General features: G+C 70.3%; 30 protein-coding genes and 1 pseudogene. 27 read left to right on the top strand and 4 right to left on the bottom strand.

Annotation, left to right across the window (positions count from 1 at the left end; genetic code table 11):
* Positions 1-7: 7 nt before the first annotated feature.
* The 21 genes and pseudogenes from mltG (at position 8) to cysE (ending at position 17,509) form a co-directional block, all read left to right on the top strand.
* The gene (mltG, locus tag QQK83_RS12395) at positions 8-1,171 is read left to right on the top strand and encodes an endolytic transglycosylase MltG (protein WP_284264656.1); all 1,164 of its coding nucleotides are present in this window, start codon (positions 8-10) and stop codon (positions 1,169-1,171) included.
* Positions 1,172-1,365: 194 nt separating this feature from the next.
* Positions 1,366-1,764, top strand: coding sequence for a hypothetical protein (locus tag QQK83_RS12390; RefSeq protein WP_284264654.1), 399 nt, complete (start codon positions 1,366-1,368; stop codon positions 1,762-1,764).
* Entirely contained in the window at positions 1,733-3,034 is a 1,302-nt protein-coding gene (locus tag QQK83_RS12385; RefSeq protein WP_284264652.1) for a DNA-packaging protein, read from the top strand. Before QQK83_RS12390 ends, QQK83_RS12385 begins: the two co-directional genes overlap by 32 nt.
* 101 nt (positions 3,035-3,135) lie before the next feature.
* A complete protein-coding gene (locus QQK83_RS12380; protein ID WP_284264650.1) occupies positions 3,136-4,296 on the top strand; it encodes a phage portal protein in 1,161 nt (386 codons plus the stop codon).
* Positions 4,293-4,538 carry a GTA head formation protein, RCAP_rcc01685 family gene (locus QQK83_RS12375; protein ID WP_284264648.1) on the top strand — a complete coding sequence of 82 codons (246 nt, stop codon included), beginning with the start codon at positions 4,293-4,295 and terminating at the stop codon, positions 4,536-4,538. The genes QQK83_RS12380 and QQK83_RS12375 overlap by 4 nt, the downstream gene beginning before the upstream one ends.
* A 9-nt stretch (positions 4,539-4,547) precedes the next feature.
* A complete protein-coding gene (locus tag QQK83_RS12370; protein WP_284264646.1) occupies positions 4,548-5,123 on the top strand; it encodes an HK97 family phage prohead protease in 576 nt (191 codons plus the stop codon).
* 24 nt (positions 5,124-5,147) lie between these two features.
* Positions 5,148-6,350, top strand: a complete 1,203-nt coding sequence (locus QQK83_RS12365) for a phage major capsid protein (RefSeq protein WP_417750349.1) — start codon at positions 5,148-5,150, stop codon at positions 6,348-6,350.
* 163 nt (positions 6,351-6,513) lie between these two features.
* Entirely contained in the window at positions 6,514-7,101 is a 588-nt protein-coding gene (locus QQK83_RS12360) for a head-tail connector protein (protein ID WP_284264642.1), read from the top strand.
* Positions 7,098-7,427 carry a phage head closure protein gene (locus QQK83_RS12355; RefSeq protein ID WP_417750348.1) on the top strand — a complete coding sequence of 110 codons (330 nt, stop codon included), beginning with the start codon at positions 7,098-7,100 and terminating at the stop codon, positions 7,425-7,427. The genes QQK83_RS12360 and QQK83_RS12355 overlap by 4 nt, the downstream gene beginning before the upstream one ends.
* A complete protein-coding gene (locus tag QQK83_RS12350; RefSeq protein ID WP_284264638.1) occupies positions 7,424-7,831 on the top strand; it encodes a DUF3168 domain-containing protein in 408 nt (135 codons plus the stop codon). Before QQK83_RS12355 ends, QQK83_RS12350 begins: the two co-directional genes overlap by 4 nt.
* 39 nt (positions 7,832-7,870) lie before the next feature.
* Positions 7,871-8,284, top strand: coding sequence for a phage major tail protein, TP901-1 family (locus QQK83_RS12345; RefSeq protein ID WP_284264636.1), 414 nt, complete (start codon positions 7,871-7,873; stop codon positions 8,282-8,284).
* A 3-nt stretch (positions 8,285-8,287) separates the two neighbouring features.
* Positions 8,288-8,611 (top strand): gene transfer agent family protein, encoded by a 324-nt coding sequence (locus QQK83_RS12340; protein WP_284264634.1) that lies wholly within the window; start codon positions 8,288-8,290, stop codon positions 8,609-8,611.
* A complete protein-coding gene (locus tag QQK83_RS12335; RefSeq protein WP_284264632.1) occupies positions 8,608-8,829 on the top strand; it encodes a rcc01693 family protein in 222 nt (73 codons plus the stop codon). The genes QQK83_RS12340 and QQK83_RS12335 overlap by 4 nt, the downstream gene beginning before the upstream one ends.
* The gene (locus QQK83_RS12330) at positions 8,813-9,478 is read left to right on the top strand and encodes a phage tail tape measure protein (protein WP_284264630.1); all 666 of its coding nucleotides are present in this window, start codon (positions 8,813-8,815) and stop codon (positions 9,476-9,478) included. Before QQK83_RS12335 ends, QQK83_RS12330 begins: the two co-directional genes overlap by 17 nt.
* A 12-nt stretch (positions 9,479-9,490) precedes the next feature.
* Positions 9,491-10,123, top strand: a complete 633-nt coding sequence (locus QQK83_RS12325; RefSeq protein ID WP_284264628.1) for a DUF2460 domain-containing protein — start codon at positions 9,491-9,493, stop codon at positions 10,121-10,123.
* Positions 10,120-11,004 (top strand): DUF2163 domain-containing protein, encoded by an 885-nt coding sequence (locus QQK83_RS12320; RefSeq protein ID WP_284264626.1) that lies wholly within the window; start codon positions 10,120-10,122, stop codon positions 11,002-11,004. The genes QQK83_RS12325 and QQK83_RS12320 overlap by 4 nt, the downstream gene beginning before the upstream one ends.
* Positions 11,001-11,432, top strand: coding sequence for an NlpC/P60 family protein (locus QQK83_RS12315; RefSeq protein WP_284264624.1), 432 nt, complete (start codon positions 11,001-11,003; stop codon positions 11,430-11,432). The genes QQK83_RS12320 and QQK83_RS12315 overlap by 4 nt, the downstream gene beginning before the upstream one ends.
* A gap of 4 nt (positions 11,433-11,436) precedes the next feature.
* Positions 11,437-13,245 (top strand): annotated as a pseudogene (locus tag QQK83_RS19415) (baseplate multidomain protein megatron); the annotation flags it as partial.
* 105 nt (positions 13,246-13,350) lie between these two features.
* Positions 13,351-15,891 (top strand): baseplate multidomain protein megatron, encoded by a 2,541-nt coding sequence (locus tag QQK83_RS19410; protein WP_417750350.1) that lies wholly within the window; start codon positions 13,351-13,353, stop codon positions 15,889-15,891.
* A complete protein-coding gene (locus QQK83_RS12305) occupies positions 15,884-16,594 on the top strand; it encodes a DUF2793 domain-containing protein (protein ID WP_284264622.1) in 711 nt (236 codons plus the stop codon). The genes QQK83_RS19410 and QQK83_RS12305 overlap by 8 nt, the downstream gene beginning before the upstream one ends.
* An 87-nt stretch (positions 16,595-16,681) precedes the next feature.
* Positions 16,682-17,509 (top strand): serine O-acetyltransferase, encoded by an 828-nt coding sequence (cysE, locus tag QQK83_RS12300; RefSeq protein WP_284264620.1) that lies wholly within the window; start codon positions 16,682-16,684, stop codon positions 17,507-17,509.
* Positions 17,510-17,588: 79 nt separating this feature from the next.
* Here the strand turns inward: cysE and typA are convergent, their stop codons facing one another.
* The 3 genes from typA to irrA all read right to left on the bottom strand — a co-directional run bounded on the left by typA (position 17,589) and on the right by irrA (position 20,173).
* On the bottom strand, positions 17,589-19,409 hold the full coding sequence (typA, locus tag QQK83_RS12295; RefSeq protein WP_284264618.1) for a translational GTPase TypA: 1,821 nt from the start codon (positions 19,407-19,409) through the stop codon (positions 17,589-17,591).
* A 108-nt stretch (positions 19,410-19,517) separates the two neighbouring features.
* Positions 19,518-19,757, bottom strand: a complete 240-nt coding sequence (locus tag QQK83_RS12290; RefSeq protein ID WP_284264616.1) for a hypothetical protein — start codon at positions 19,755-19,757, stop codon at positions 19,518-19,520.
* Positions 19,754-20,173 carry an iron response transcriptional regulator IrrA gene (gene irrA / locus QQK83_RS12285; protein WP_284264614.1) on the bottom strand — a complete coding sequence of 140 codons (420 nt, stop codon included), beginning with the start codon at positions 20,171-20,173 and terminating at the stop codon, positions 19,754-19,756. The genes QQK83_RS12290 and irrA overlap by 4 nt, the downstream gene beginning before the upstream one ends.
* 160 nt (positions 20,174-20,333) lie before the next feature.
* Here irrA and fabA point away from each other — a divergent pair, with 160 nt between their 5' ends.
* The 3 genes from fabA to QQK83_RS12270 all read left to right on the top strand — a co-directional run bounded on the left by fabA (position 20,334) and on the right by QQK83_RS12270 (position 22,967).
* On the top strand, positions 20,334-20,843 hold the full coding sequence (gene fabA, locus QQK83_RS12280) for a bifunctional 3-hydroxydecanoyl-ACP dehydratase/trans-2-decenoyl-ACP isomerase (RefSeq protein ID WP_284264612.1): 510 nt from the start codon (positions 20,334-20,336) through the stop codon (positions 20,841-20,843).
* A 98-nt stretch (positions 20,844-20,941) separates the two neighbouring features.
* On the top strand, positions 20,942-22,171 hold the full coding sequence (locus QQK83_RS12275) for a beta-ketoacyl-ACP synthase II (protein ID WP_284264609.1): 1,230 nt from the start codon (positions 20,942-20,944) through the stop codon (positions 22,169-22,171).
* Positions 22,172-22,178: 7 nt separating this feature from the next.
* Positions 22,179-22,967: an enoyl-ACP reductase FabI gene (locus QQK83_RS12270; RefSeq protein WP_284264607.1), complete on the top strand. Its 789-nt coding sequence runs from the start codon at positions 22,179-22,181 to the stop codon at positions 22,965-22,967.
* A gap of 105 nt (positions 22,968-23,072) precedes the next feature.
* Here the strand turns inward: QQK83_RS12270 and QQK83_RS12265 are convergent, their stop codons facing one another.
* Positions 23,073-23,501, bottom strand: a complete 429-nt coding sequence (locus QQK83_RS12265; RefSeq protein ID WP_284264606.1) for an FKBP-type peptidyl-prolyl cis-trans isomerase — start codon at positions 23,499-23,501, stop codon at positions 23,073-23,075.
* A gap of 163 nt (positions 23,502-23,664) precedes the next feature.
* On the opposite strand from QQK83_RS12265, the gene QQK83_RS12260 reads away from it, so the two are divergent.
* The 3 genes from QQK83_RS12260 to QQK83_RS12250 are packed head-to-tail and all read left to right on the top strand — an operon-like array spanning position 23,665 to position 26,158.
* A complete protein-coding gene (locus QQK83_RS12260; protein WP_284264604.1) occupies positions 23,665-24,351 on the top strand; it encodes a haloacid dehalogenase type II in 687 nt (228 codons plus the stop codon).
* 2 nt (positions 24,352-24,353) lie between these two features.
* A complete protein-coding gene (locus QQK83_RS12255) occupies positions 24,354-25,187 on the top strand; it encodes an alpha/beta fold hydrolase (protein ID WP_284264602.1) in 834 nt (277 codons plus the stop codon).
* Positions 25,184-26,158: a threonine ammonia-lyase gene (locus tag QQK83_RS12250; protein WP_284264600.1), complete on the top strand. Its 975-nt coding sequence runs from the start codon at positions 25,184-25,186 to the stop codon at positions 26,156-26,158. The genes QQK83_RS12255 and QQK83_RS12250 overlap by 4 nt, the downstream gene beginning before the upstream one ends.
* Positions 26,159-26,237 lie beyond the last annotated feature (79 nt).

The raw sequence follows: 26,237 nt of genomic DNA, 5'->3' as shown, positions 1-26,237 counted from the left end.
GCCGCCCATGTGGAAGAGCGTCGCCGCCAACGGGATGAGTTTCCTGATCGTCGTCTTCGTCGCGCTGGCGGGGGCGATCGCCTGGGGGCAGCGGGAGTTCCGCGCGCCGGGGCCCTTGGCGGAGGCGACGTTCTTCGAGGTGCCGCGGGGGGCGACGCTGCGCCGGGTTTCCGAGGATCTTCAGGAGGTTGGCGCGGTGTCATCCGCGATGCTGTTCCGGCTGGGCGCGGATTACGCGGGCATGGCCGACCAGCTGCGTTTCGGGAATTACGAGATCCCGGCGGGGGCCTCGATGGAAGAGGTGCTGGAGATCGTGACCGCGGGCGGGCCGTCGCAGTTCCGCTATACCGCCACTTACGTGCTGCGGCTGGCGGGCACGGGCGAGTTGCGGCTGCGCGAGCGGGTGCCGGGCACGGGCGAGATCGTGGCGCTGGCGGATTTCGCCTATGAGGACGGTGTGCCGGCGGTCTACAGCGACCTTGTGGAGAGCGGGACGCCGATGGTCTACCGCCTGTCGGTGCCCGAGGGGCTGACCAGCTGGCAGATCGTGGAAGGGTTGCGCGCGGCCGATTTCCTGTCGGGCGAGATCGCCGAGGTGCCGCCCGAGGGGATGCTGGCGCCCGACACGTTCGAGGTGCGGCGCGGGCAGGACCGGCAGGAGATGCTGGACCGGATGCAGGCCGCGCAGGCGGAGATCCTGGCCGAGGCCTGGGCGAACCGGCAGGACGGCTTGCCGCTGGCCAGCCCGGAGGAGGCGCTGATCCTGGCTTCGATCATCGAGAAGGAAACCAGCGTCGCGGAGGAGCGGCGGCGGGTGGCGAGCGTCTTCGTGAACCGGTTGAACCGGGGGATGCGGCTGCAGACGGACCCGACGGTGATCTATGGAATCACCGAGGGGCGCGGCGTGCTGGGCCGGGGGATTCGCGCCAGCGAGCTGCGCGCGGAGACGCCGTGGAACACCTATGTCATCAACGGGCTGCCGCCGACGCCCATCGCCAACCCCGGACGGGCGGCGATCGAGGCGGCGGTGAACCCGGACGGCTCGCCCTTCATCTTTTTCGTGGCGGATGGCACGGGCGGGCACGCTTTCGCGGAAACCCTTGAAGAACATAACAGAAATGTCGCCGTCTGGCGGCGGATCGAGGCCGAGCGCGCCGCCGAGAGCCAGTGAGCCGGGCGGCGCGGGTTAACGGGGTGTAAACGCGCGAGATCGCGTTAACCCTTTGTAAACACAAAACTTCTTGACCCTGCGCACGCTCCGTGGCATCCCTTTGGGCATGCTGGAAGACGTGGGTCAGGCGGCCCGGGGATTACCCCCGAGGCCGTTTTTTCATGCCTGCGGCGGATGCCGCGACTGGGGCCCGCGTGCTGCTCGTGACCGGAGGGGATTTCGGACACGAGGGTTATTTTATGACCGATATTCAATGTGATGACGACCTCGCCCACGCCGAGCGGACGGTGGAGCGGGCGTGGAAGGCGCTGGAGACGGCGGTGGCGGTGTTGGAGAGCGCCGTCGATGCCGCCAAGGCGCCGGGTGCGATGGATGCAAGCGAGATGGTCAAGGATGTGAAGGCGCTGAACGCGGCCTTCCTCTGGGCCATGCAGCAGGAGGGCCGGGCACGTGATGCAGGAAGCCAGAGATACGGGCGAGGCGGCGGGGGAGGGTCGCTCGACCTTGCCGCCGCGCGGGCCGAAGTCGAGTTCCGCCTGGCTTGCCTGCGCGGGGCCGGAGGTGACGGAACACTTCCTTGCGAGCCTGAGTGACGGTGCGCTGGCGGCGCTGCCCTACCTGTTCGAGGTCTGGGCCCTGCCGCACCAGCTGCCGCCCGAGGGGGATTGGACCAGTTGGGTGATCCTTGGCGGGCGGGGTGCGGGCAAGACGCGGGCCGGGGCGGAATGGGTGCGGGCGATGGTCGAGGGACCGACGCCCGAGGCACCGGGGCGCGCGCGCCGGGTGGCGCTGGTGGGCGAGACCTATGACCAGGCGCTGGCGGTGATGGTGAAGGGGGAGAGCGGGCTGTTGGCCTGCTCTCCGCCGGACCGCTGCCCGCGGTGGATCGCGGGGGAGCGGCGGCTGGAATGGCCGAACGGGGCGGAGGCGCGGCTCTATTCGGCGCATGACCCGGAGGCGTTGCGGGGGCCGCAATTCGATGCGGCCTGGGCCGATGAGCTGGCGAAATGGCCGAAGGCTCAGGAGACATGGGACATGCTGCAGTTCGGGCTGCGGCTGGGGCAGCATCCGCGGCAGGTGGTGACGACGACGCCGCGCAACGTGGGTGTGCTGAAGGGGCTTCTGGCGCGCGACAGCACGGTGGTGACGCAGGCCGCGACCGAGGCGAACCGGGCGTTTCTCGCGCCCAGTTTCCTGCGGGAGGTGCGGGCGCGCTACGGGCAGACCCGGCTGGGGCGGCAGGAGCTGGACGGGCAGCTGCTGGAGGATGCGGAGGACGCCTTGTGGACGCGGGCGGGCATTGACGCGTTGCGGGTCTCCGAGGTGGCCGAAGGGGCGCGGGTGATCGTGGCGGTGGACCCGCCGGTGACGGGGCACGCGGGATCGGACGCCTGCGGGATCGTGGCGGTGGCCGTGGTGGAACGCGGCGCGCCGCATGACTGGACGGCGGTGGTGCTGGAGGATGCGAGCGTCGCGGCGGCGAGCCCCAAGGAATGGGCCGAGGCCGCGGCGGCGGCCTATCACCGGCATGGCGCGGCGCGGATGGTGGCCGAGGTGAACCAGGGCGGGGACCTGGTGGGCACGCTGATGCGGCAGGTCGATCCGCATGTGAATTACCGCGGGGTGCGGGCCTCCAAGGGCAAGACCGCGCGGGCGGAGCCGGTGGCGGCCTTGTATGAACAGGGGCGGGTGCGGCACCTGGGTGTTCTGGAGGCGCTGGAGGACGAGATGTGCCTGCTGACGCTGAGGGGCTACGAGGGGACGGGAAGCCCGGACCGGCTGGATGCGCTGGTCTGGGCGGTGACCGAGGGGCTGCTGGCGCCGGGGATTGGCGCGCTGAACCCGCGGGTTCGCGGGCTTTAGCCCGGTTTTTTCGCTGATCGAGGGATGGACGGCCGCGAGGGCCGTGGGCTGCACCCCGCCGGGGTGGCGGCGTCTTTGTGTTGTGTTGAGGAGAGAAGCGCATGGTATTGGATTTCCTGCGAAAGACCCAAGCGGCCGTGCCGGAGCGCAAGGCCTCGGCCAGTGCGAAGATCGTGGCATGGGGCGGCGCGGGGCGGGTCGCCTGGAGCCCGCGGGACACGGTCTCGCTGACGCGGAACGGCTTCCAGGGCAACCCGGTGGGGTTCCGCGCGGTGAAGCTGATCGCCGAGGCGGCGGCGGCGCTGCCGGTGTTGTGCCAGGACCCCGCGCGGCGCTACGAGGCGCATCCGGTGTTGTCCCTGCTGAACCGTCCGAACCCGGCGCAGGGGCGCGCGGACCTGCTGGAGGCGGTGTTCGCGCAGCTGATGCTGTCGGGGAACGCCTATGTCGAGGCGGTGCCGGGCGAGGCGGGGCTGGCGGAGTTGCATGTGCTGCGCTCGGACCGGATGAGCCTGGTGCCGGGGGCGGATGGCTGGCCTGCGGGATACGATTACGTGGTGGGGGCGAAGCGGCATCGGTATCCGGCGGATATCATTTGCCATATCAAGACCTTCCACCCGCAGGATGACCATTACGGGCTGGCGCCCCTGCAGGCGGCGGCGACCGCGCTGGACGTGCATAACGCGGCGGCGCGCTGGTCGAAGGCGCTTCTGGACAATGCGGCGCGGCCCTCGGGCGCGATCGTCTATCGCGGCGTCGATGGCGGTGGCGCGATGAGCGAGGAGCAGTTCGAGCGGCTGCAGACCGAGCTGGAGACGCATCACCAGGGCGCGCGGAACGCCGGGCGGCCGATGCTGCTGGAAGGGGGGTTGGACTGGAAGCCGATGGGCTTTTCGCCCTCGGACATGGAATTCCAGAAGACCAAGGAAGCGGCGGCGCGGGATATCGCGCTGGCCTTCGGTGTGCCGCCGATGCTGCTGGGGATACCGGGGGATGCGACCTATGCCAATTACGCCGAGGCGAACCGGGCGTTCTACCGTCTGACGGTGCTGCCCTTGGCGCAGAAGGTGCTGGCGCAGGTGGCGGGCTGGCTTTCGGGGCTGACCGGCGATGTCGTCGATCTCGCGCCCGATCTGGACCAGGTGCCGGCGCTGGCCGCCGAGCGCGAGGCGCAGTGGCGGCGGGTGGCCGAGGCGGATTTCCTGACCGAGGGCGAGAAGCGCCGGATGCTCGGCCTGCCCGAGCGGCCGGAGGGCGCATGAGCGACGAGGGGCGCGGCGGGTCGCGGTATCTCTACGCGCCGTTCGATGCGGCGAATGCGCGGATCGAGGCCAACGAGCGGGTTCAGGACGAGCGCTGGCAGGCGCTGACGTTCCGGCTGGAGGCGATCGAGGCGGCGCTGGAGCGGCTGGAGCGGCGGCTGTGGCTGGCGGTTTTCGGCGTGGTCTCGGTGATCCTCGCGCAGGGGATAAGCGAGCTGATCCAGGTGAATGGTGCGGGATAGGGGCATGACATGAAAGACGTTTTGCAAAGCGGGCTGGAGACGAAATTCGTCCGCTTCGATGCCGAGGCGCTGACGGTTTCCAAGGGCTGCGAGATCGCGGGATACGCGAGCCTCTTCGGGGCCTGCGACCAGGGCGGCGACGTGGTGGAGGCGGGCGCCTATGGCGCGAGCCTGAAGCGGCTGGAGGCCGGGGGGCGGCGGGTCAAGATGCTGTGGCAGCATGATCCGGCGGAGCCCATCGGCATCTGGGACGAGGTGCGCGAGGACGCGCGCGGCCTTTTCGTGAAGGGGCGGCTTCTGAAGGAGGTGGCCCGCGCGCGGGAGGCGGCGGCGCTGATCGAGGCGGGGGCCATCGACGGGCTGTCGATCGGCTATCGCACGATCAGGGCCACGAAGGACGGGCAGGGGCGCAGGCTCCTGTCGGAGGTGGAGCTTTGGGAGGTGTCGCTGGTGACCTTTCCGATGCTTCCCGAGGCGCGGGTCGCGCCCGAGGCCGCCGAGGCCAAGGGCGCAGAAGACCTGCGCAAGCTGGCGCGCGCGTTCGAGGACGCAAGGGCCAGGCTGGCGGCGCGAAAGCCCCGCTGACCCCAACCAACCAGATCGAAGGTGATGGAGATGACCGAGACCCGATCCGGGGCGGCGGACAAGCCCCGTTCGGCCCAGGCCCCGATTGACGACGTGACGGAGGCCCTTGGCGGGTTCCTGAGCGAATTCAGCCGGTTCCAGGACGATATGAATGCAAAGTATCAAAAGCAGGAAGAGCGTATTGCCATGCTGACCACCAAGACCATGACCCATGCACGCCCGGCGCTGTCGGCCGAGACCGACCGCGGCGCGCCGCACAAGAAGGCGCTGGCGACCTATCTGCGCAACGGCGACGACGACGCGCTGCGCGGGCTCGAGATCGAGCACAAGGGCCTGAACACGGCGGTGAATGCCGAGGGCGGCTATCTTGTCGATCCGCAGACGGCGGCGACGATCCAGTCGGTGCTGCGCTCGGGCTCGAGCCTGAGGGCGGTGGCCAACGTGGTGCAGGTCGAGGCCACGTCCTTCGACGTGCTGATCGACACGACGGACACCGGCGCGGGCTGGGCGGACGAGGTGACGGACACGGGCGAGACCGCCGCGCCGCAGATCGAGCGCATCTCGATCCCGCTGCACGAGCTGTCGGCGATGCCCAAGGCCTCGCAGCGGCTGCTGGATGACGCGGCCTTCGACGTCGAGGGCTGGCTGGCGGGCCGCATCGCGGACAAGTTCGCCCGATCGGAGGCGGATGCCTTCATCAACGGTGACGGGTCGGGCAAGCCCGTGGGCCTGCTGAGCGGCATGGCGCTGCCCAATGCGATGTGGGGCTGGGGCACGCTGGGCTACGTGGCGACCGGCACGGCGGGCGATTTCGACGCGACCAACCCTGCGGATGCCATCGTCGACCTGGTCTATGCGCTGGACGCGCGTTACCGCGCGAATGCGACCTTCGTGATGAATTCCAAGACCGCGGGCGCGGTGCGCAAGATGAAGGATGCCGATGGCCGCTTCCTGTGGTCGGACGGGCTGGCGGCGGGGGAACCGGCGCGGCTGATGGGCTACCCGGTGCTGATCGCCGAGGACATGCCCGATATCGCGGTGGATGCGACGGCCATCGCCTTTGGCGATTTCGGCGCGGGCTACACCATCGCGGAGCGCCCCGAGCTGCGCGTTCTGCGTGACCCGTTCAGCGCCAAGCCGCATGTGCTGTTCTATGCCACCAAGCGCGTCGGCGGGGCGATCTCGGACTATGCGGCGATCAAGCTGATGAAGTTCGGCCTGTCCTGACGGGACGCGACAGACAGGCAGATGCCCGCCCCGTCGCCCTTCGGGATGCGGGGCGGGCGGGGCGGTGCGCCGTGCGCGATCCGGCTGCGCGTCTCTCCGCTCGAGCAGCGCGGGCGGCGTGCCGTCCCACATCCCCACACGGCAGGATTTCGGAGAATTTCCCATGATGATGGTCGAATTGACCTCGGTGCCCGGCGCGAGCTTGCCGGTGAGCGAGCTGGCCGAGCATCTGCGGCTGGCCCGCGGGTTCAGCGATGACGGCAGTCAGGATGCCTCGCTCGAGAGCGGGTTGCGGGCGGCCTTGTCGGCAATCGAGGCGCGCATCGGCAAGGCGTTGTTTTCGCGCCGTTTCGCGCTGACGCTGATGGCCTGGCACGACCCCGAGGCGCATGTCCTGCCGCTGGCGCCGGTGGTGTCGGTCGACAGCGTGAAGCTGATCACGCGGGCGGGTGCCGAGACGCTGGTCGCGCCCGAGGTCTACGAGCTGCGCGCCGACCGGCACCGGCCGGTCCTGGCGGCGGCGGGGCGGTCGCTGCCCTCGCCCAGCCAGGGGGGCACGATCGAGGTGGAGTTCACCGCCGGGTTCGCAAGCGACTGGGCGGGACTTCCGGCGGATCTGAAGCAGGCCGTGCTGATCCTGGCGGGCGAGTTCTGGGGGCAGGAGATGGCGGCGCAGACGGGCATCCCGTTCTCGGTCTCGGTCCTGCTGGAGCCGCACCGGCCCTTGCGGCTGCGGGGGGCGGGGGCATGAGCGGCCCCGCGATGACCCGACGGCTGGTGCTGGAGGCCCCCGAGCGGGTTGCCGATGGCGCGGGCGGTTTCAGCGAAACCTGGGTCGCCTTGGGTCACATCTGGGCCGCGGTCGAGCTGCGCGGCGCGGGGCGCGAGGTGGATGCGGCGGCACGGCTTCAGCTGAAGATCACCATGCGCGCGGTGCCCGTGGGGGCCGAGGCGCGGCCCACGGCGGCGATGCGGTTCCGCGAGGGCGCGCGGCTCTACCGGATCGAGGCGGTGCATGAGAGCGACGCGACGGGCCGCACACTGACCTGTTTCGCGGTCGAGGAGGTGGGGCGATGAGCTACGGCAGTTCGGCCGCCCTGCAGGCGGCGGTTTTCGCGGCGTTGACCGGCGATGCGGCGGTGGCCGCGCTGTCGGGGGGCGCGATCCATGACGCGCTGCCGCCGGGGCCCTTGCCGTCGCTTTACGTGGCGCTGGGCCCCGAGCGTGTGCGCGAGGCCGGGGACGGCACGGCGGGGGGTGCGGTGCACCTGTTCCCGGTCACGGTGGTGAGCGAGGGCGCGGGTTTCGCGGGCGCGAAGGCGCTGGCGGCGGCGATCTCGGACGCGTTGGACGGGGCCGACCTGGCCCTGTCGCGGGGGCGGCTGGTGAGCATGGCCTTTCAGCGGGCGCGTGCCCGCCGGGTGGATGGCGGGCGGGAGATCGAGCTGTGGTTTCGCGCGCGGGTGGATCAGGACGCGTGAGCGTCGTCTGGCAACTGACTGACAATATTGGAGAACGGTATGGCGGCGCAGAGCGGCAAGGACCTTTTGGTGAAGGTCGACATGGACGGGAACGGCGTGTTCGAGACGATGGCGGGGCTGCGCGCGACGCGGCTGAGCTTCAACGCGGAACAGGTGGATGTGACGAGCCTCGAGTCCGCGGGCGGCTGGCGCGAGCTGCTGGCGGGTGCCGGCGTGAAATCGGCGGCGATCTCGGGCTCGGGCATCTTCCGGGACGCGGCGACGGACGAGCGCGCGCGGCAGATCTTCTTCGACGGGGCGACGCCGGGGTTCCAGGTGGTGATCCCGGATTTCGGCATCGTGGAGGGGGCGTTCCAGATCACGGCGATCGAATACGCGGGGACGCATGACGGCGAGGCGACCTACGAGATGTCGATGGCCTCGGCCGGCGCGCTGGTCTTCACGGCGATCTGAGGCATGGCTGCAGGTGCGAACCCCTGGGCGGGCGAGGTGGTGCTGGTCGTCGATGGCGTGCGGCACCGCGCGAAGCTGACGCTGGGTGCCTTGGCCGAGCTGGAGGCGCGGCTGGAGGCGGAGAGCCTGGCGGATCTCGTGGCGCGCTTCGAGGGCGACGCCCTGCGGGCGCGCGACGTGCTGATGCTGGTCTGCGCGGGGCTGAGAGGCGGGGGATGGGAGGGCGACCTGCCCGACCTTCTGTCGGCCGAGATCGAGGGCGGCCCGCTGGAGGCGGCGCGGGTGGCCGCGCGGCTTCTGGCGCTGGCGTTCCGGGTGCCGGAATGAGCGCGGGCGGCTTCGACTGGCCCGCGCTGATGCGGGCGGGGCTGCAGGGGCTGGGGCTTGCGCCCGCGGTCTTCTGGGCGCTGACGCCCGCGGAATTGCTGATGATGCTGGGCGAGGGCGAGGGTGCCGCCCCGATGGGGCGCGACCGGCTGGAGGCGCTGGCGGCCCGGTTTCCCGATGTGACCATGAAGGAGAGCGGCGATGGCCGAGACGGATGACGGCATGGACGCGCTGGAGGCGCAGATCGCCGAGCTGGAGGTGAGCCTTGCCGGGGCGACCAGCATGGCAGCGGCCTTCCAGGCGGAGCTGCGGGGGATGCAGGAGACGATGCTTTATACCGGGCGCGAGGTTCAGGGGATGAGCCGCGCGATCGGGGGCGGCTTGCGGCGCGCCTTTGACGGTGTGGTGTTCGACGGGATGCGGCTGTCGGATGCGCTCCGGACGGTGGCGCGGAGCATGGTGGACGCGGCCTACAACACCGCGATGCGGCCGGTGCAGAACGCCGTGGGCGGATTTATCGCCAACGGGATCAACGGGTTGGTCAGCGGCATCCTGCCGTTCCAGAAGGGCGGCGCGATCTCGCAGGGGCGGGTGATGCCCTTTGCGCGGGGGGGCGTGGTGCAGGGGCCGACGCCGTTCCCGATGCGGGGCGGCATGGGGCTGATGGGCGAGGCGGGGCCGGAGGCGATCATGCCGCTGCGCCGCGGGCCTGACGGGCGGCTGGGCGTTGCTGCGGCGGGCGGGGCCGGGCCGGTGCATGTGGTGATGAACATCACGACGCCCGATGTGCAGGGTTTCCAGCGCAGCCAGACGCAGATCGCGGCCCAGATGGGCCGGGTTCTGGCGCGCGGGCAGCGCAACCGCTGAGGGGGCAGGGACATGGGATTTCACGAGGTTCGTTTCCCCGCCAACCTGAGCTTCGGCTCGGTCGGGGGGCCGGAGCGGCGCACGGAGGTGGTGGCGCTGACCAACGGGTTCGAGGAGCGCAACACCCCCTGGGCGCAGTCGCGCAGGCGCTATGACGCGGGGGTGTCGCTGCGCTCGCTCGACGATATCGCGGTGCTGATCGCCTTCTTCGAGGCGCGGCGCGGGCAGCTTTACGGGTTCCGCTGGAAGGACTGGTCGGATTTCAAGAGCTGCGCGCCCTCGGGCACGCCCGGTTTCCGGGACCAGGAGATCGCGGTCGCGGACGGAGTGCGGCGGGTGTTCGGGCTGTCGAAGAGTTACCGCTCGGGCGGGCATGTCTACGTGCGGCCCGTGGCCAAGCCGGTCGAGGGGAGCGTGCTGGTGGGCATCACCGGCGACGAGCAAGTGCTGGGCGTGGATTTCGAGCTGGACGTGACGTCGGGCGAGGTGCGTTTTGCCGAGCCGCCCGACGCGGGCGAGGTCATCACGGCGGGGTTCGAGTTCGACGTGCCGGTGCGGTTCGACACGGATATCATCCAGACCTCGGTCGCCAGTTTCCACGCGGGCGAGGTGCCCGAGGTGCCGGTCGTGGAGATCCGGCTGTGAGCGGGGTGGCGGGGCTGGACGCCCACCTGGCCAGCGGTGCGACGGGGGTCTGCCGCTGCTGGAAGCTGGTGCGCGCGGATGGCGTGGCTTTCGGCTTCACCGACCATGACCGGGCCTTGAGCTTCGAGGGGGTCGAGTTTCGCCCCGAGAGCGGCTTGTCGGCGGCTGCGCTGATGCAGACCACGGGCCTGTCGGTGGACAATACCGAGGCGGTGGGCGCGCTCAGCGACGCGGCGATCACCGAGGCGGATATCGCGGCGGGCCGCTATGACGGCGCGGCGGTGGAGGCGTGGCTGGTGCAATGGGCCGCGCCCGAGAACCGGGTGCTGCAGTTCCGCGGCTCGCTGGGCGAGCTGACGCGGGCGGGCGGAGCCTTTACCGCCGAGCTGCGCGGGCTGGCCGAGCGGATGAACGTGGCGACGGGCCGGGTCTACCAGCGCAGCTGTTCGGCGGTGCTGGGGGACGGGGCCTGTGGCGTGGACCTGTTGGCGGCGGGCTATTCGGCGGAGGTGTCGATTGCCGCGCTGGAGGAGGCGCGGGTGTTGTGGCTGGACGGGCTCGAGGCGTTCGAGCCGCGCTGGTTCGAGCGCGGGCGTTGCGTGGTGCTGGACGGGGTCGCCGCGGGGCTGGAGGGGGCGATCAAGATCGACCGGCCCGAGGGCGGGCTGAGGCGCGTGGAGCTGTGGGACCGGGTGCGGGCCGAGCTGGCCGTGGGGGATCGTGTCAGGATCACCGCGGGCTGCGACAAGCGGATGGAGACCTGTCGGTTGAAGTTCGGCAACCTGCTGAATTTCCGCGGCTTTCCCGATCTGCCGGGCGAGGATTGGATGGTGGCGCATCCGTCCCGTGTGTCTGCGCGGGACGGTGGGAGCCGGCGATGAGCGCGGTGGTGGAGGCCGCGCGGGGCTGGCTGGGCACGCCCTACGTGCACCAGGCGAGTTGCCGCGGCGCGGGGTGTGATTGCCTCGGGCTGCTGCGCGGGGTGTGGCGCGATCTGTATGGGCAGGAGCCCGCGCCGGTGCCCGCCTACACGGCGGATTGGTCCGAGACCTCGGGTGAGGAGCGGCTGTGGCAGGCGGCGCGGCGGCATCTCGTGGCGCGGCCCCTGGCCGAGGCCATGCCGGGCGACGTGATCCTGTTCCGGATGCGCGATGGCGGGGTGGCCAAGCATCTGGGGCTGCAATCCGTGGCGGGCCCCGCGCCGCGGTTCATCCATGCCTATTCGGGGCATGGGGTTGTGGAAAACGCGCTGACGCCGCCCTGGGCGCGGCGGATCGTGGCGCGCTTCGCGTTTCCGGAAAGGATGTAACGGCATGGCGACGATCCTGCTTTCGGCCGCGGGTGCGGCCATCGGTGGCATGAGTTCGGGCACGGTGTTGGGCCTGACGGGCGCGGTGGTGGGCCGCGCGGTGGGCGCGACGCTGGGCCGGGTGATCGACCAGCGGTTGCTGGGCGCGGGCTCGGAGCCGGTGGAGCGGGGCCGCATCGACCGGTTCCGCCTGACGCAGGCGGGCGAGGGCGCGCCGGTGGCGCAGCTGTTCGGGCGGATGCGGCTGGGCGGGCAGGTGATCTGGGCGACGCGCTTCGTCGAGAGCACCAGCACGACGGGGGGCGGCAAGGGCGCGCCGCCGCAGCCGAAGACGACGACTTATGCCTATTCGGTGAGCTTGGCCATTGCGCTCTGCGAGGGCGAGATCCGGCGGGTGGGCCGTATCTGGGCGGACGGGGTCGAGCTTGACCAGGGCACGGTCACGATGCGGGTCTATCGCGGGACCGGGGACCAGATGCCCGATCCGCTGATGGAGGCGGTGGAGGGCGCGGGGCAGGTGCCGGCCTATCGGGGCATCGCCTATGTCGTGTTCGAGGACCTGGACCTGACGCCCTTCGGCAACCGGGTGCCGCAGTTCGCCTTCGAGGTGGTGCGCCCGGCGCAGCCCGCGCGCGAGATGCTGCCCGCGGCGGCGGAGGCGGTGCGCGCTGTGGCGCTGATGCCGGGGACGGGGGAATACGCGCTGGCGATGCGGCCGGTGACGGCCGAACAGGGCCTTGGCGCGCGGCAGGCGCTGAACACCAGCAGCGGTGCGGGTGGGACGGATGCGGCGCTGGCGCTGGCGCAGATGCGCGACAGCCTGCCGAACCTGCGGTCGGTCAGCGTGATCTATTCGTGGTTCGGCGATGACCTGCGCGCGGGGCAGTGCCGGGTGAAGCCCAAGGTCGAGCACCGGGACCGCGACGGGGTGGAGATGCCCTGGACCGCGGGCGGGATCGCGCGGGCCGAGGCCGAGGAGCTGGCGCGCGTGGACGGGCGGCCGGTCTATGGCGGGACGCCGGCGGATGCCTCGGTGATCGAGGCGATCGAGGCGATCCGCGCGGGCGGGCAGGAGGTGATGGTTTACCCCTTCCTGTTGATGGAGGTGCTCTCGGGCAACGGATTGCCGGACCCTTACGGCGGTGCGGAGCAGGCGGCGCTGCCCTGGCGCGGGCGGATCACGGGGGACTTGGCGCCGGGCCAGCCCGGAAGCCCGGACGGCACGTCGGCCAATGCCTTGGCCGTCGATGCGTTCTTCGGGACGGTCACGGCAGGGGATTTCACGGTGACGCCGGGGGCGGTCAGCTACAGCGGGCCCGAGGAATGGAGCTATGCGCGGTTCATCCTGCATGCCGCGGCCTTGTGCGCGGCGGCGGGGGGTGTCGATGCCTTCTGCATCGGGTCCGAGATGCGCGGGCTTACGCAGATGCGCGACGGGGTCGGCTTTCCGGCGGTGGCGCGGCTGCGGGCGCTGGCGGCCGAGGTGCGGGCGCTCCTTCCCGAGGCCAAGCTGAGCTATGCTGCGGATTGGTCGGAGTATTTCGGCTACCAGCCGCAGGATGGCTCGGGGGACGTGTATTTCCACCTCGATCCGCTTTGGGCGGATGAGGAGATCGATTTCATCGGCATCGACAATTACATGCCCTTGAGCGACTGGCGCGAGGGGCTGGACCACGCGGATGCGGGCTGGGGCGCGATCCATGATCCCGCCTATCTCGCCGCGAACATCGAGGGCGGGGAGGGCTTCGACTGGTATTACCCGACCGAGGAGGCGCGGGCGGCGCAGCGGCGGGAGCCGATCGCGGCGGGCGTGCCCGGCTGGCGCGTGACCGAGGCGCTGGAAACGGTCGCGCCCGGTGCCACGGGGGCCTTCGCGTCGGACCTGGCCGTGCGGCAGGCGACGGCGGTGTTTCACGGCATGGTGCGCCTGCCCGAGGTGCCGGTGGAGGGCGTGCTTTGGGAGCATGGGGCCTCGGGCACGGGGGCGTCGCTGGGGCTGCGCGAGGGGGGGGCGGTGCTGCGGCTGCGGGCGGGCGATGGCGGGGTGGCCATGACCGGCTCGGACGCTGTGACGGCGGTGTTGGACCTGCCCGTTTCGGAGCTGCCCTTCGACGGGCGGATGCACGAGGTGATGTGGGAGCTGCGCCCGGCAGCGCCGGGGCGTGTCAGGCTCTGGATCGACGGGCGCTTGCGCGGCGAGGCGGAGACGAGCGGGGGCGGCCCGCTGGAAGGCGGCGTCTGGTCCGGCAGCGACCAGGGCGGGTGGCTGCGCGCGGCGGGCGGTTTCGTCGTGGGCGAACCCTCGGGGCCGTGGCCGTCGCAGGACGGGGGCGTTCTGACGCGGGCGGCGCAGGTCTTCGAACCCTCGGGCGAGGGGGATGCGTTTCTCTATCGGTACAAGGACTTGCGCGGCTGGTGGTCCTCGCCGCATGTCGAGCGGCGGGGGGGCATGCCGTTGCAGGTCACCTCGCCATGGGTGCCGCGGTCGAAGCCGATCCGCTTTACCGAATTCGGCTGCGGTGCGGTGGACAAGGGGCCGAACGAGCCGAACCGGTTCTTCGATCCGAAAAGCTCGGAAAGCGGGCTGCCGCGCCATTCGAACGGGCGGCGCGATGACCTGGTGCAGGCGCAATACCTGCGCGCGGTGATGGCCTATTGGCAGGACCCCGCGAACAACCCGGTGTCGGAGGTTTACGGCGGCCCGATGCTAGAGCTGGACCACGCCCATGCCTGGGCCTGGGATGCGCGGCCCTGGCCGGCCTTTCCCAATGATCGGGAGCGGTGGTCGGATGGCGCGAACTGGCGGCTGGGGCATTGGATCACGGGCCGGATCGACGCCGCCCCGCTGGACCAGGTGGTGGCCGAGCTGTGCGAGACGGCGGGGGTGACGGAGTACGATGTCTCGGCGCTGTTCGGATTGGTGCGCGGGCACCTGTCGGGCGAGACGGAAAGCGCGCGGGCGCGGTTGCAGGCGCTGATGGTGGCCTATGGCTTTCAGGCGGTGGAGCGGGAGGGGCGGCTGGTGTTCCTGCCCTTGCCCGAGCGCGCCTCGGCGGTGATCGACCCGGGCGAGACCGCGCTGAACGAGGAGGGGCAGGGCGGACTGTCGGAGGTGAGGGCGGCAGAGGCCGAGGTGACGGGCCGCGTGCGGTTGGGCTTCGTCGCGGCGGAGGCGGAATACGGGGACCGGGTGGCCGATGCGGTCTTTCCCGGCGACGGGGCGGATGGGGTTTCGGCCTCGGACCTGCCGCTTGCGCTGACCGGGCCGGAGGGGCAGGCGGTGGCCGAGCGCTGGCTGGCCGAGGCGCGCGTGGCGCGTGATCAGCTGCGGTTCTCGCTGCCGCCCTCGCGGCGGGGCTTGGGCGCGGGGGCTTTGGTGGCGCTGGGCGACGGGTCGACCTGGCGGATCGACCGGGTCGAGGACCGGGGCGCGCGCGCGGTGGAGGCGGTGCGGGTCGAACCCTCGGTCTTCGCGCCGTCGGAGGCGGTGGAGGAGCTGGCGCAGGTCGCGGGCTTCGTGGCGCCGGTTCGGGTGGGTGCGGTGTTCATGGACCTGCCGTTGTTGACGGGGGCGGAGGTGGAGCACGCCCCGCACCTGGCGGTGACGGCGACGCCTTGGCCGGGGTCGGTGGCGGTTTACGCCGCGCCGGGGCCGGACGGGTTCGTGCTGAACCGGCTGATCGAGCGGCGGGCGGTGATGGGCACGTTGGAGACGCCGCTTTTCGCAGCCGTGCCGGGGGTTTGGGACCGGTCGGGGCCGCTGCGCGTGCGGATTGCGGCGGGGCAGCTGGCCGCCACGGAGGCCGAGGCGGTGCTGAACGGTGCCAATGTCGCCGCGATCGGGAGCGGCGGGGATGGCGACTGGGAGGTGATCCAGTTCGCTGGTGCCACGCTGGTGGGCGATGGGCTGTGGGAGATCGGCCTGCGCCTGCGCGGCCAGCAGGGGACGGATGGCGTGATGCCGGAGGTCTGGCCGGAGGGCAGCGTCTTCGTGCTGCTCGACGGCGCGCCGGGGCAGATCGAGCTGCCGGTTTCGGCGCGCGGGCTGGCGCGGCATTACCGCGTGGGGCCTGCGCGGCGCAGCGTGGACGACCCGAGTTACGTCGAAAAGGTGTTGGCGTTTCAGGGCGTTGGCCTGAGACCCTATGCGCCGGCGCATCTGAGGGTTGCGGTGGATGGGGGTGACCTGCAGGTCGCTTGGGTCCGTCGGACGCGGATCGACGGGGACAGTTGGGAGGGGATCGAGGTGCCGCTGGGCGAGACCTCGGAGGTCTACCTGCTGCGCGTCCGGGATGCGGGCGGCGTGCTGCGCGAGGAGACCCTTGGCGCGCCCGGTTTCACCTACACCGCGGCGATGCGGAGCGCGGATGCGCCCGGCACGCCCTTTACCATCGAGGTTGCCCAACTGTCCGACCGGGTCGGACCGGGGTCGTTTGCGAGGATCGAGATCGATGACTGACACAGCACGCATGTCCCTTCCGCTTCTGGCGCCGGCGCAGGCGCAGAAACACGTGACCGTGAACGAGGCGTTGTTGCGCCTCGACGGGCTGACGCATCTGACCTTGGCGTCGGTGGGCGTCGTCACCCCGCCGCTCGCCGCGCCGGAGGGGGAGCTTTACGCGGTGCCGCCCGGCGCGGTGAACGCCTGGGCCGGGCAGGACGGCAAGCTTGCCTTGCGGGTGGCGGGCGGCTGGGTCTTCGTGCCGCCGCAGCGCGGGTGGCGGGCCTTTGTGCTCGACACCGGCGAGGCGGCGATCTGGGACGGGTCCGACTGGCGCGCGGGGGCGGTGACGTTGAGCCCCTCGGGGGCGGCCATGTCGTTGAAATCATACGAGTTCGATGTGACCTTGAGCGCGGGCAGCACGGTGGCGACGCCGGTGGTCATCCCCTCGCGCGCACTGCTGTTCGGGGTGACGGGCCGCGTGATCACGGCGATCACGGGAAGCGCCACGACCTGGAGCCTGGGCGTGCAGGGCGATGCGGGGCGGTTCGGCACCGGGCTGGGGCTGGCGCTGAATTCCTGGGTCAACGGGCCGGCGGCACCGGTGGTCTACTGGGCCCCCACGGCGCTTCAGATCACGGCGGTGGGCGGGGTGTTCGCCGGGGGCGCGGTGCGGCTGATCGTGCATTATGCCGAGGTGAGCCTGCCTGCGCCGGTCTGACCTTTCCGTGACGCCGGGCCTTCCTTGATGGACCCACGCGCCTATCTGGGGTAGGTGTAGGGGCCGAGAGGACCGGAGGGTTGTGCCATGGCGAAACTGCAACGGAAACTGGCCGGGCTTGACCCGGTCTGGCAGCGCATCCTCGAGGAGGCGGAGACCGCCGTGCGCGACGAGCCGCTTCTGGGCGGGCTGATTCATGGCTGTATCCTGCACCACGACACGCTGGAAAAGGCGCTGGCCTATCGGCTGGCGCAGAAGCTGGCCTCGGGCGAGATGTCGGAGCAGTTGCTGCGCGAGATCGCCGACGAGGCCTATGGCGCGGATGCGACGCTGGGGGCGGCGGCGCGGGCCGATATCATGGCGGTCTATGACCGTGACCCGGCCTGCCACCGCTACATCCAGCCCTTGCTGTTCTTCAAGGGATTCCAGGCGGTTCAGGCCTATCGCCTGGGTCATTGGCTGTGGACGCAGGGGCGGCGCGATTTTGCCTATTTCATCCAGATGCGCGTGTCCGAGGTGTTCGGCGTCGACATTCACCCCGCCGCGCGGATCGGCAAGGGGATCATGATCGACCACGCCCATTCCATCGTGGTGGGCGAGACGGCGGTGGTGGGCGACAACGTGTCGATGCTGCATTCGGTGACGCTGGGCGGCACCGGCAAGGAAGAGGAAGACCGCCACCCCAAGATCGGCGACGGTGTGCTGATCGGGGCGGGGGCCAAGGTGCTGGGCAATATCCGGGTCGGCAATTGCTCGCGCATCGCGGCGGGGTCGGTCGTTCTGGCCGAGGTGCCGGCCTGCAAGACGGTGGCGGGCGTGCCGGCGCGGATCGTGGGCGAGGCGGGCTGCGACCAGCCTTCGATGCGGATGGACCAGCTTTTGCCAAGCGCGGGATCATCTTCAAGCGATGCTTGAAGATCGGCCTACAAGTCGTTGACATGAAAAAGCCGCGTCCCGTTTCGGGCGCGGCTTGTTCGATGCGGTCGGGATGGCCTCAGGCGCTGGCGCGGGACTGCCGCTTGCGCTCGTGCGGGTCGAGGAAGCGCTTGCGCAGGCGGATCGCGTTGGGTGTGACCTCGACCAGCTCGTCATCATCGATATAGGCGATGGCCTCTTCCAGCGACAGGGTGATCGGCGTGGTCAGGCGCACCGCCTCGTCCGTGCCGGAGGCGCGGATGTTGGTAAGCTTCTTGCCCTTGAGCGGGTTCACCTCGAGGTCGTTGTCCCGGCTGTGTTCGCCGATGATCATGCCCTCGTAGACATCGGTCTGCGCGCCGATGAACATGCGGCCGCGATCCTCGAGGTTGAAGAGCGCATAGGCCACGGCCTGCCCGTTTTCCATCGAGATCAGAACGCCCGCGCGGCGGCCGGGGATCGGGCCCTTGTGGGGCTCCCAGGAGTGGAAGACGCGGTTGAGCACGCCCGAGCCGCGGGTGTCGGTCATGAATTCGCCATGGTAGCCGATCAGCCCGCGCGAGGGGACATGGGCCACGATCCGGGTCTTGCCGGTGCCCGCCGGTTTCATCTCGACCAGGTCGCCGCGGCGGGGGCCGGTCAGCTTCTCGATCACGGCGCCGGTGTAGTCGTCATCGACGTCGATCGTGACCTCTTCGATGGGTTCGACCGTCTGGCCGTTCTCTTCGCGCAGGATGACCTGCGGGCGGGAGATGCTGAGTTCGAAGCCCTCGCGGCGCATGTTCTCGATGAGAACGCCCATCTGCAATTCGCCGCGGCCCGCGACCTCGAAGGCCTCGCCGCCGGGGGTGTCGGTGACGCGGATGGCGACGTTGCTTTCCGCCTCCTTCATCAGGCGCTCGCGGATCACGCGCGATTGCACCTTCTTGCCGTCGCGGCCCGCAAGCGGGCTGTCGTTGATGCCGAAGGTGACGGAAATCGTTGGCGGATCAATCGGTTGTGCCGGGATCGGCGTATCGACCGAGGTGTCGCAGAGCGTGTCGGCCACGGTGGCCTTGGACATGCCCGCGAGTGTCACGATATCGCCCGCGACGGCCTCGTCGATGGGCTGCTGGCCGAGGCCGCGGAAGGCGAGGATCTTGGTCACGCGGAACTGTTCGATCCGTTCGCCGGTGCGCGAGAGCGCCTTGATCGTCTCGCCGGTCTTGAGGCGCCCGGCCTCGACCCGGCCGGTCAGGATGCGGCCGATGAAGGGGTCGGCGCCCAGCGTGGTGGCGAGCATCTGGAAGGGCTCGGCTGCGCGCGCGAGTTGCTTGGGCGCGGGCACGTGGGCGACCACGAGGTCGAAAAGCGCCCCGAGGTCCTTGCGCGGACCGTCCAGCTCGGTGTCGGCCCAGCCGGCGCGGCCCGAGGCGTAGAGATGCGGGAAGTCGAGCTGCTGCTCGTCCGCGTCGAGGGCGGCGAAGAGGTCGAAGACCTCGTCCAGCGCGCGGTCGGGTTCGGCGTCGGGCTTGTCGACCTTGTTCAGCACCACGATGGGGCGCAGCCCGAGGGCCAGCGCCTTGGAGGTCACGAACTTGGTCTGCGGCATCGGCCCTTCGGCGGCATCCACCAACAGCACCACGCCATCGACCATCGAGAGGATGCGCTCGACCTCGCCGCCGAAATCGGCGTGGCCGGGGGTGTCGACGATGTTGATGCGCGTGCCCTTCCATTCGACCGAGGTGGCCTTGGCCAGGATGGTGATCCCGCGCTCGCGCTCGAGGTCGTTGCTGTCCATCGCGCGCTCGGCCACGGCCTGATTTTCGCGGAAAGCGCCGGATTGCTTCAGGAGGTTGTCGACCAGCGTCGTCTTGCCGTGGTCGACATGCGCGATGATCGCAATGTTGCGGAGGTCCATGGTAGGCCTTTTCGGGGAATCTGAGGGTTGGGCGAGCCGTTACAGGCTCTGCCCCTGTTTGGCTAGTGTGAAAGGGTCGCCGGGTGCCGCGTTGCGGCGAAAGAGGGCCTAGCGGCGGGCGGCGTAGCGGGATGCGGCGATGCAGAGGATGCCGAAGACCAAGGCCAGCGGGGCAAGGAAGAGGCTGTCGGCGCTATGGACTGCGCCGTCCTCGGGGACGAAGCAGCGCCCGTTTTCGTCGAAGCAGGCGCGGTGACGCCAGTATCCTTGGAAGACAGCAACGGCGAGGGCGAGGGCGCAAAGCAGACTTCCGGCGGCCACGATCCCCGCCGCGATGCGCGCCTTCACTGCTTCTTGCGGAGCCGGATGACGACGTCGAGCTTGGCGATCTCGTAGCCTTCGGGCACGTCGGGCAGGGCCCGGATATCCAGACCGCCCGCGGGCGCGTCGGTCAACCGGCCGCTTTCCTCGAAGTGAAAATGCGGGTGGTCGTCCATCCGCGTGTCGAAGTAGCTGCGGCTGCCGTCGACCGTGACTTCCTGCATCAGGCCCGCGTCGCAGAACGCCTTGAGCGTGTTGTAGACGGTCGCCAGCGACACCCGGTCCCCCGTCGACAGGACAGCATCGTGCAGCCCTTCTGCGGTGACGTGCCGGTTCTGCCCGTCGCCCACCAGAAGCGCCGCCAGCGCAAGGCGCTGCCGCGTCGGCCGCAGGTCGGCGGTGGCGAGCCAGCTTTTGCCGCGTTCGAGGGCTTCGGGGGTCATGGTGGGCGTCTTTCTCCGGGTATCACCGCAATATAGGGCGCAATGCCCTTGCGTTTCAATCTCAAAGCGCCGCTTTGCCGCGCCCTTGCGCCGCGGTCTTGCAGGGTGGTAGACCGGTCCGGCGCTGGAGGGCGCGAGCGACCAACACCTGCGGGGGGACATGGCAGACTATCCGACATCCTTCGACAAGGAGGCGCTGCTGGCCTGCGCCCGCGGCGAGCTTTTCGGCCCCGGCAACGCGCAATTGCCCGAACCGCCGATGCTGATGATGGACCGCATCACCGAGATTTCGGGCGATGGCGGCGCGCATGGCAAGGGGCATGTGGTGGCCGAGTTCGACATCACGCCCGACCTGTGGTTCTTCTCCTGCCACTTCCCCGGCAACCCGATCATGCCCGGCTGCCTCGGCCTTGACGGGCTTTGGCAGCTGACGGGCTTCAACCTCGGCTGGCGCGGCTGGACGGGGCGGGGCTATGCGCTTGGCGTGGGCGAGGTGAAGCTGACGGGCATGGTGCGGCCGGACCGCAAGATGCTGACCTACAAGGTGGATTTCACCAAGGCGATCCAGACCCGCCGCCTGACCATGGGCGTGGCCGACGGCATCGTCGAGGCCGATGGCGAGGTGATCTACCAGGTGAAGGACATGAAGGTCGCGCTGAGCGAGAGCTGAGTGCCCTTCACGGCCGCGCAAGGCTGCCTCCGGACCACCCGCTTGCGTCAGGGCCTGTGCTTCCATAAACAGGCCCGGACCAACGATAGGGAGGCCGCATGCGCCGCGTCGTCATCACAGGACTGGGGATCGTCTCGCCCATCGGGAACTCGGCCGAGGAGGTGACCGAAAGCCTGCGCGCGGGCCGGTCGGGGATCGAGACCCATCCCGACATGGTCGAGCACGGCTTCCGCAGCCAGATCGCGGGCACGCTCAAGATCGACCCGGCCGAGCATATCGACAAGCGCGCGTTGCGCTTCATGGGGCCGGGCGCGGCCTATGCCCATATCGCCATGGGGCAGGCCATCGCGCAATCCGGCCTGACCGAGGCCGAGATCGTCAATGAGCGCACGGGCCTGATCGCGGGCTCGGGCGGGCCGTCTACCTCCGCCATGTTCGCAGCCCACCAGACGGTGCTGAAATCGGGCGGAACCAAGCGCATCGGCCCCTTCGCGGTGCCCAAATGCATGTCCTCCACGATCAGTGCGAACCTTGCGACCGCCTACAGGATCAAGGGCGTTAACTATTCGATAACCTCTGCCTGCTCGACCTCGCTGCACTGTATCGGGGTGGCGGCGGAACAGATCATGCTGGGCAAGCAGGACGTCATGTTCGCGGGCGGGGCGGAGGAGCTGGACTGGACGCTGTCCTGCCTCTTCGACGCGATGGGGGCGATGTCGTCGAAATACAACGACACGCCGCAGAATGCGTCGCGCGCCTTCGATGCGGGGCGCGACGGCTTCGTCATCGCGGGCGGCGGCGGCATCGTGGTGCTCGAGGCGCTGGAGCATGCGCAGGCGCGCGGCGCGAACATCCTGGCCGAAGTGACGGGCTTCGCCGCCACCTCGGACGGGCACGACATGGTCGCGCCGAGCGGCGAGGGCGGCGAGCGGGCCATGCGGCTGGCGCTGCAGACGCTGCCCGAAGACCGCCGCGTGGATTACATCAACGCCCATGGCACCTCGACCCCCGTCGGCGACGTGGGCGAGGTGCAGGCCGTCCGCCGCGTCTTCGGCGAAGGCACCACACCCCCGATTTCATCCACCAAGTCGATGACCGGCCACGCCCAGGGCGCCGCCGGCGCGCTGGAGGCGATTTTCTGCCTCCTCATGCTCAAGGGCGATTTCATCGCGCCCTCGATCAATGTCGAAACCCTCGATCCGGCGCTTTCCCCGGACGAGATCGCAACCAGCCTGCGCGAGGGTGCGGGCCTTGACACGGTCATGACCAATTCATTTGGCTTCGGCGGCACCAACGGATCGATGCTGCTCAGCCGTTTTACCGGGTAACACGACGATGGCGAATTTGATGGCGGGCAAGCGCGGCCTTGTGATGGGGGTCGCAAATGACCGCTCGATCGCGTGGGGCATCGCAAGGGCCCTGCATGCCGAGGGGGCGGAGCTGGCCTTCTCCTACCAGGGCGAGGCCTTCGGAAAACGGGTGGAGCCGCTGGCGGCCTCGCTCGGCTCGGACCTGCTCGTCGATGTCGACGTGATGGACGACGCCAGCATGGACGCCTGTTTCGCCACGCTCAAGGATCGGTGGGGCACCCTCGATTTCGTGGTCCATGCCATCGCCTATTCCGACAAGAATGAACTGACCGGGCGCTTCATCAACACCACGCGCGAGAATTTCCGCAACTCGCTGACAATCAGCTGTTATTCCTTCATCGACGTGGCCAAGCGCGCCTCCGAGCTGATGCCCGAGGGCGGGTCGCTGATCACGATGACCTACCAGGGGTCGAACCGGGTGACGCCCTTCTACAACGTGATGGGCGTGGCCAAGGCGGCGCTGGAATCCTCGGTGCGCTACCTTGCCAACGATCTCGGGCCGCAGCAGATCCGCGTCAACGCGATCTCGCCGGGGCCGATGAAGACGCTGGCGGGTGCCGCCATCGGCGGTGCGCGCAAGACCTTCAAGACGACCGAGGCGAACGCGCCCTTGCGCGCCAACGCGACGCTCGAGGCGGTGGGCGGCACGGCGGTCTATCTCTGTTCCGATTACGGGGCCTGCACGACGGGCGAGATCGTGACCGTCGACGGCGGCTATCACGTTCTGGGCATGCAGCAGCCCGAGAACATGTGACCGGCCCGCGCGCGGGCGGTTTCCCTGTCGTGCCGCGCGCCGTCGCGCGGGCGGGGTCCGCCCGCACCCGGTGACCGGATGCAGGCGAGGTCGTTCCGTCGCCGCTCAGGCGACCTTCACCATCTCGACGGCAAAGGTCAGGTCCTTGCCCGCCAGCGGGTGATTGGCGTCCAGCGTGACATGGGCGTCGGTCACCTCGGCCACGGTCACCGGCATCGCCTGGCCATCGGGGGTCTGCACCTGAAGCTGCGTGCCGAGGTCGAGGGGGATGTGATCGGGCACATGCTCGCGCGGGACCTGCTGCATCGCCTCTTCGCGGCGCGGGCCATAGGCCTGGTCGGCGGGGATGGTGACGGTCTTGCTTTCGCCCACCGACATGCCGTCGAGGGCTGCCTCGAGGCCGGGGATGATCTGGCCCGCGCCCATCTCGAAGGTCAGCGGCTCGCGGCCTTCGGAGCTGTCGAAGGTGCTGCCATCGGCGAGCGTGCCGGTGTAGTGAATCGAAACGGTGCTGCCGGCGGTTGCCTGGGTCATGGGGTATCCTTTGTGTGGGGGAGATGGGTTCTGCGGCGTGGTCTGGTCTGCCGCGGCTCTGCACCGACTATAGGGGTTCGGGGGCCGGGATGAAACCGGGCCGACACGAATTGTCGCGCGCGCCCGCCCGTGCAAGGGTGCCCGCGGGCAACCGGGAGGGGACATGACGCGCATCACGACCTGCATCTTCGATGCATATGGCACGCTCTTCGACGTCAGCGCCGCGGCGCGCGCGCTGGCGGGGGAACCGGGCCGCGAGGGGTTCGCCGCGGTCTGGCAACAGGTGGCGGCGGACTGGCGGGCGAAGCAGCTGGAATACTCCTGGCTGCGCGCCGTGACGGGCGACTACTGCGATTTCTGGCAGCTGACCGAGCACGGGCTCGACTGGGCGCTGGAGCGCGCGGGGTTGGCGGATGCAGGACTGCGGGAGGCGCTTCTGAGTCTTTACTGGCAGCTCGAGGCCTATCCGGAGGTGCCCGGCATGCTGGCGCGGCTGAAGGCGGGGGGGCTGGCCTGCGGCATCCTGTCGAACGGCTCGCCCGCGATGCTGGAGGGGGCTGTCGCCTCGGCGGGGATCGGCGCGCATCTGGACGCGGTCGTGAGCGTGGAGCGCGTGGGCACCTTCAAGCCCGACGCCCGCGTCTATGACCTTGTCGGCGCGCAGTTCGGATGTGCGCGCGACGCGGTGCTGTTCGTCTCGTCGAACGGATGGGACATCGCCGGGGCCGCGGCCTACGGGTTCCGCACGCTCTGGGTGAACCGGGCGGGCCTGCCGGTGGACCGGCTGCCGGGCAAGCCGCAGGACATCGCCGCCGACCTGACGGCGGTGCCAAGCATGCTGGGGGTGTGAGCGTGGACTTCGTGACATCGGCCGACGGGCTGAAGCTGGCCTATGACGTGACCGGCGCGGGCGCGCCGCTTCTGTGCCTGCCGGGGCTGACGCGCAACATGGAGGATTTCGAGCCGGTGGTCGACGCCATCGCGGGCCGCGCGCAGGTGATCCGGATGGATTTCCGCGGGCGCGGCGCGTCCGACTGGGGTGACCCCGCGACCTACCAGGTGCCGGTCGAGGCGGCCGACGTGGTGACGCTGCTGGACCACCTCGGGTTGGAGCGGGTCACGATCCTCGGCACCTCGCGGGGCGGGCTGGTGGCGCTGGTCATGGCGGCGATGGCGCGCGACCGGATCGCGGGCGTGATCTTCAACGACATCGGCCCCGAGGTTAGCCCTGAGGGCCTTGCCTATATCATGGACTACCTCGGGAAACCGCCCAAGGCGCGCACGCTGGCCGAGGCCGCCGCGGCCTTTCCCCGGCACTACGCCCCCGCCTTCCGCGACGTGCCCGCGGCGACATGGGAGGCGATGGCGCGCCGCCTGTTCGCGGAGGAGGGCGGGCGGCTGGTGAACCGCTACGACCCGCGCCTGCGCGAGGCGGTGGCCCCGGCCTTTGCGCCGGATGCGGTGGCGCCCGACCTCTGGCCGCTCTTCGACGCCTTGGCGGGCGCGCCCCTGGGCCTTATCCGGGGGGCGGGGTCGAACATCCTGTCGGCGGACACAGCCGCCGAGATGCGCCGCCGCCGCCCCGACATGGCCTTTGCCGAACTGGCCGACCGCGGCCATGTGCCCTTTCTGGACGAGCCCGAGGCGCTCGCCGTCATCGACACCGTGCTGGAGCAAGCGCAATGACCGATATCGCCCTGATCGAAGCCGCCGCGGCCCGCGCCGTGGGCGTGGTGCGGGAGACCCCGCTTCTCTCCTCGCCCTTCCTTGACGAGATCGCGGGGCGGCCCGTCTTCGCCAAGGCCGAGGTGCTGCAGCACACCGGCAGTTTCAAGTTCCGCGGCGGCTGGTCTGCGGTCTCGGCGCTGGATGACGCGACGCGGGCGCGGGGCGTGATCGCCTATTCCTCGGGCAACCACGCGCAGGGCGTGGCGCAGGCCGCGGCCCTGCACGGCGTGCCCTCGGTCATCATCATGCCGCGCGACGCGCCCGCGCTGAAGATCGAGAACACCCGCGCGCTGGGGGCGGAGGTGGTGCTCTACGACCGCGCGGGCGGCGAGAAGCGCGAGGCGATCGGCGAGCGGCTGATGACTGAGCGGGGGATGACCCTGATCAAGCCCTATGACGACGTGCAGGTCATCGCGGGGCAGGGGACCTGCGGGCTGGAGATCGCGGCGCAGGCCGCGGCGCTGGGGGTGGAGGCGGGCACGGTGCTGACCTGCTGCGGCGGCGGCGGGCTTTCGGCGGGGATCGCGCTGGCGCTGGAGGCGCGCGCGCCGGGGGTGGTGGTGCGGCCCGTCGAGCCCGCGGGCTTCGACGACACCGCGCGTTCGCTCGCGGCGGGGGAGCGGCTGGGGCATGGCTCGCCCGAGGCGGGGTTGTGCGACGCGATCCTGACGCCGATGCCGGGCGAGATCACCTTTCCGGTGCTCAAGCGGCTGTGCGGCCCCGGCATCGTGGTGAGCGAGGCAGAGGTGAAGGAGGCGATGCGGCTGGCCGCGTTGCGGCTGAAGCTGGTGGTGGAGCCGGGCGGGGCGGTGGCGTTGGCGGCGGCGCTGTTTCACGGCTCGGCGCTGGTGGATGGCCCGGTGATCTGCACGCTCTCGGGCGGCAATGCGGACCCTGCGCATTACGCCGCGATCCTCGCGGGCGGGTGAGGGGGCGCTCCCGCCCGGCTCGGCCTTCGGCCTGCGCCGGTTGGGCCCGGCCGCGGGCCGCGGGCCTTCGGCCCGGTCC

Origin of the sequence: Roseicyclus amphidinii (assembly GCF_030163755.1) — a bacterium.
Classification (GTDB): domain Bacteria; phylum Pseudomonadota; class Alphaproteobacteria; order Rhodobacterales; family Rhodobacteraceae; genus Roseicyclus; species Roseicyclus amphidinii.
Note: the sequence above shows the minus strand (reverse complement) of the source record. Positions and strands in the feature narration are given on the sequence as shown.

Coding starts and splice junctions, on each gene's coding strand:
- mltG (WP_284264656.1), top strand. CDS start 8: ATGTGGAAGAGCGTCGCCGCCAACGGGATGAGTTTCCTGATCGTCGTC.
- QQK83_RS12380 (WP_284264650.1), top strand. CDS start 3,136: ATGGTATTGGATTTCCTGCGAAAGACCCAAGCGGCCGTGCCGGAGCGC.
- QQK83_RS12375 (WP_284264648.1), top strand. CDS start 4,293: ATGAGCGACGAGGGGCGCGGCGGGTCGCGGTATCTCTACGCGCCGTTC.
- QQK83_RS12370 (WP_284264646.1), top strand. CDS start 4,548: ATGAAAGACGTTTTGCAAAGCGGGCTGGAGACGAAATTCGTCCGCTTC.
- QQK83_RS12365 (WP_417750349.1), top strand. CDS start 5,148: ATGGAGATGACCGAGACCCGATCCGGGGCGGCGGACAAGCCCCGTTCG.
- QQK83_RS12360 (WP_284264642.1), top strand. CDS start 6,514: ATGATGATGGTCGAATTGACCTCGGTGCCCGGCGCGAGCTTGCCGGTG.
- QQK83_RS12355 (WP_417750348.1), top strand. CDS start 7,098: ATGAGCGGCCCCGCGATGACCCGACGGCTGGTGCTGGAGGCCCCCGAG.
- QQK83_RS12350 (WP_284264638.1), top strand. CDS start 7,424: ATGAGCTACGGCAGTTCGGCCGCCCTGCAGGCGGCGGTTTTCGCGGCG.
- QQK83_RS12345 (WP_284264636.1), top strand. CDS start 7,871: ATGGCGGCGCAGAGCGGCAAGGACCTTTTGGTGAAGGTCGACATGGAC.
- QQK83_RS12340 (WP_284264634.1), top strand. CDS start 8,288: ATGGCTGCAGGTGCGAACCCCTGGGCGGGCGAGGTGGTGCTGGTCGTC.
- QQK83_RS12335 (WP_284264632.1), top strand. CDS start 8,608: ATGAGCGCGGGCGGCTTCGACTGGCCCGCGCTGATGCGGGCGGGGCTG.
- QQK83_RS12330 (WP_284264630.1), top strand. CDS start 8,813: ATGGCCGAGACGGATGACGGCATGGACGCGCTGGAGGCGCAGATCGCC.
- QQK83_RS12325 (WP_284264628.1), top strand. CDS start 9,491: ATGGGATTTCACGAGGTTCGTTTCCCCGCCAACCTGAGCTTCGGCTCG.
- QQK83_RS12315 (WP_284264624.1), top strand. CDS start 11,001: ATGAGCGCGGTGGTGGAGGCCGCGCGGGGCTGGCTGGGCACGCCCTAC.
- QQK83_RS19410 (WP_417750350.1), top strand. CDS start 13,351: ATGGTGCGCCTGCCCGAGGTGCCGGTGGAGGGCGTGCTTTGGGAGCAT.
- QQK83_RS12305 (WP_284264622.1), top strand. CDS start 15,884: ATGACTGACACAGCACGCATGTCCCTTCCGCTTCTGGCGCCGGCGCAG.
- cysE (WP_284264620.1), top strand. CDS start 16,682: ATGGCGAAACTGCAACGGAAACTGGCCGGGCTTGACCCGGTCTGGCAG.
- typA (WP_284264618.1), bottom strand. CDS start 19,409: ATGGACCTCCGCAACATTGCGATCATCGCGCATGTCGACCACGGCAAG.
- irrA (WP_284264614.1), bottom strand. CDS start 20,173: ATGACCCCCGAAGCCCTCGAACGCGGCAAAAGCTGGCTCGCCACCGCC.
- fabA (WP_284264612.1), top strand. CDS start 20,334: ATGGCAGACTATCCGACATCCTTCGACAAGGAGGCGCTGCTGGCCTGC.
- QQK83_RS12275 (WP_284264609.1), top strand. CDS start 20,942: ATGCGCCGCGTCGTCATCACAGGACTGGGGATCGTCTCGCCCATCGGG.
- QQK83_RS12270 (WP_284264607.1), top strand. CDS start 22,179: ATGGCGAATTTGATGGCGGGCAAGCGCGGCCTTGTGATGGGGGTCGCA.
- QQK83_RS12265 (WP_284264606.1), bottom strand. CDS start 23,501: ATGACCCAGGCAACCGCCGGCAGCACCGTTTCGATTCACTACACCGGC.
- QQK83_RS12260 (WP_284264604.1), top strand. CDS start 23,665: ATGACGCGCATCACGACCTGCATCTTCGATGCATATGGCACGCTCTTC.
- QQK83_RS12250 (WP_284264600.1), top strand. CDS start 25,184: ATGACCGATATCGCCCTGATCGAAGCCGCCGCGGCCCGCGCCGTGGGC.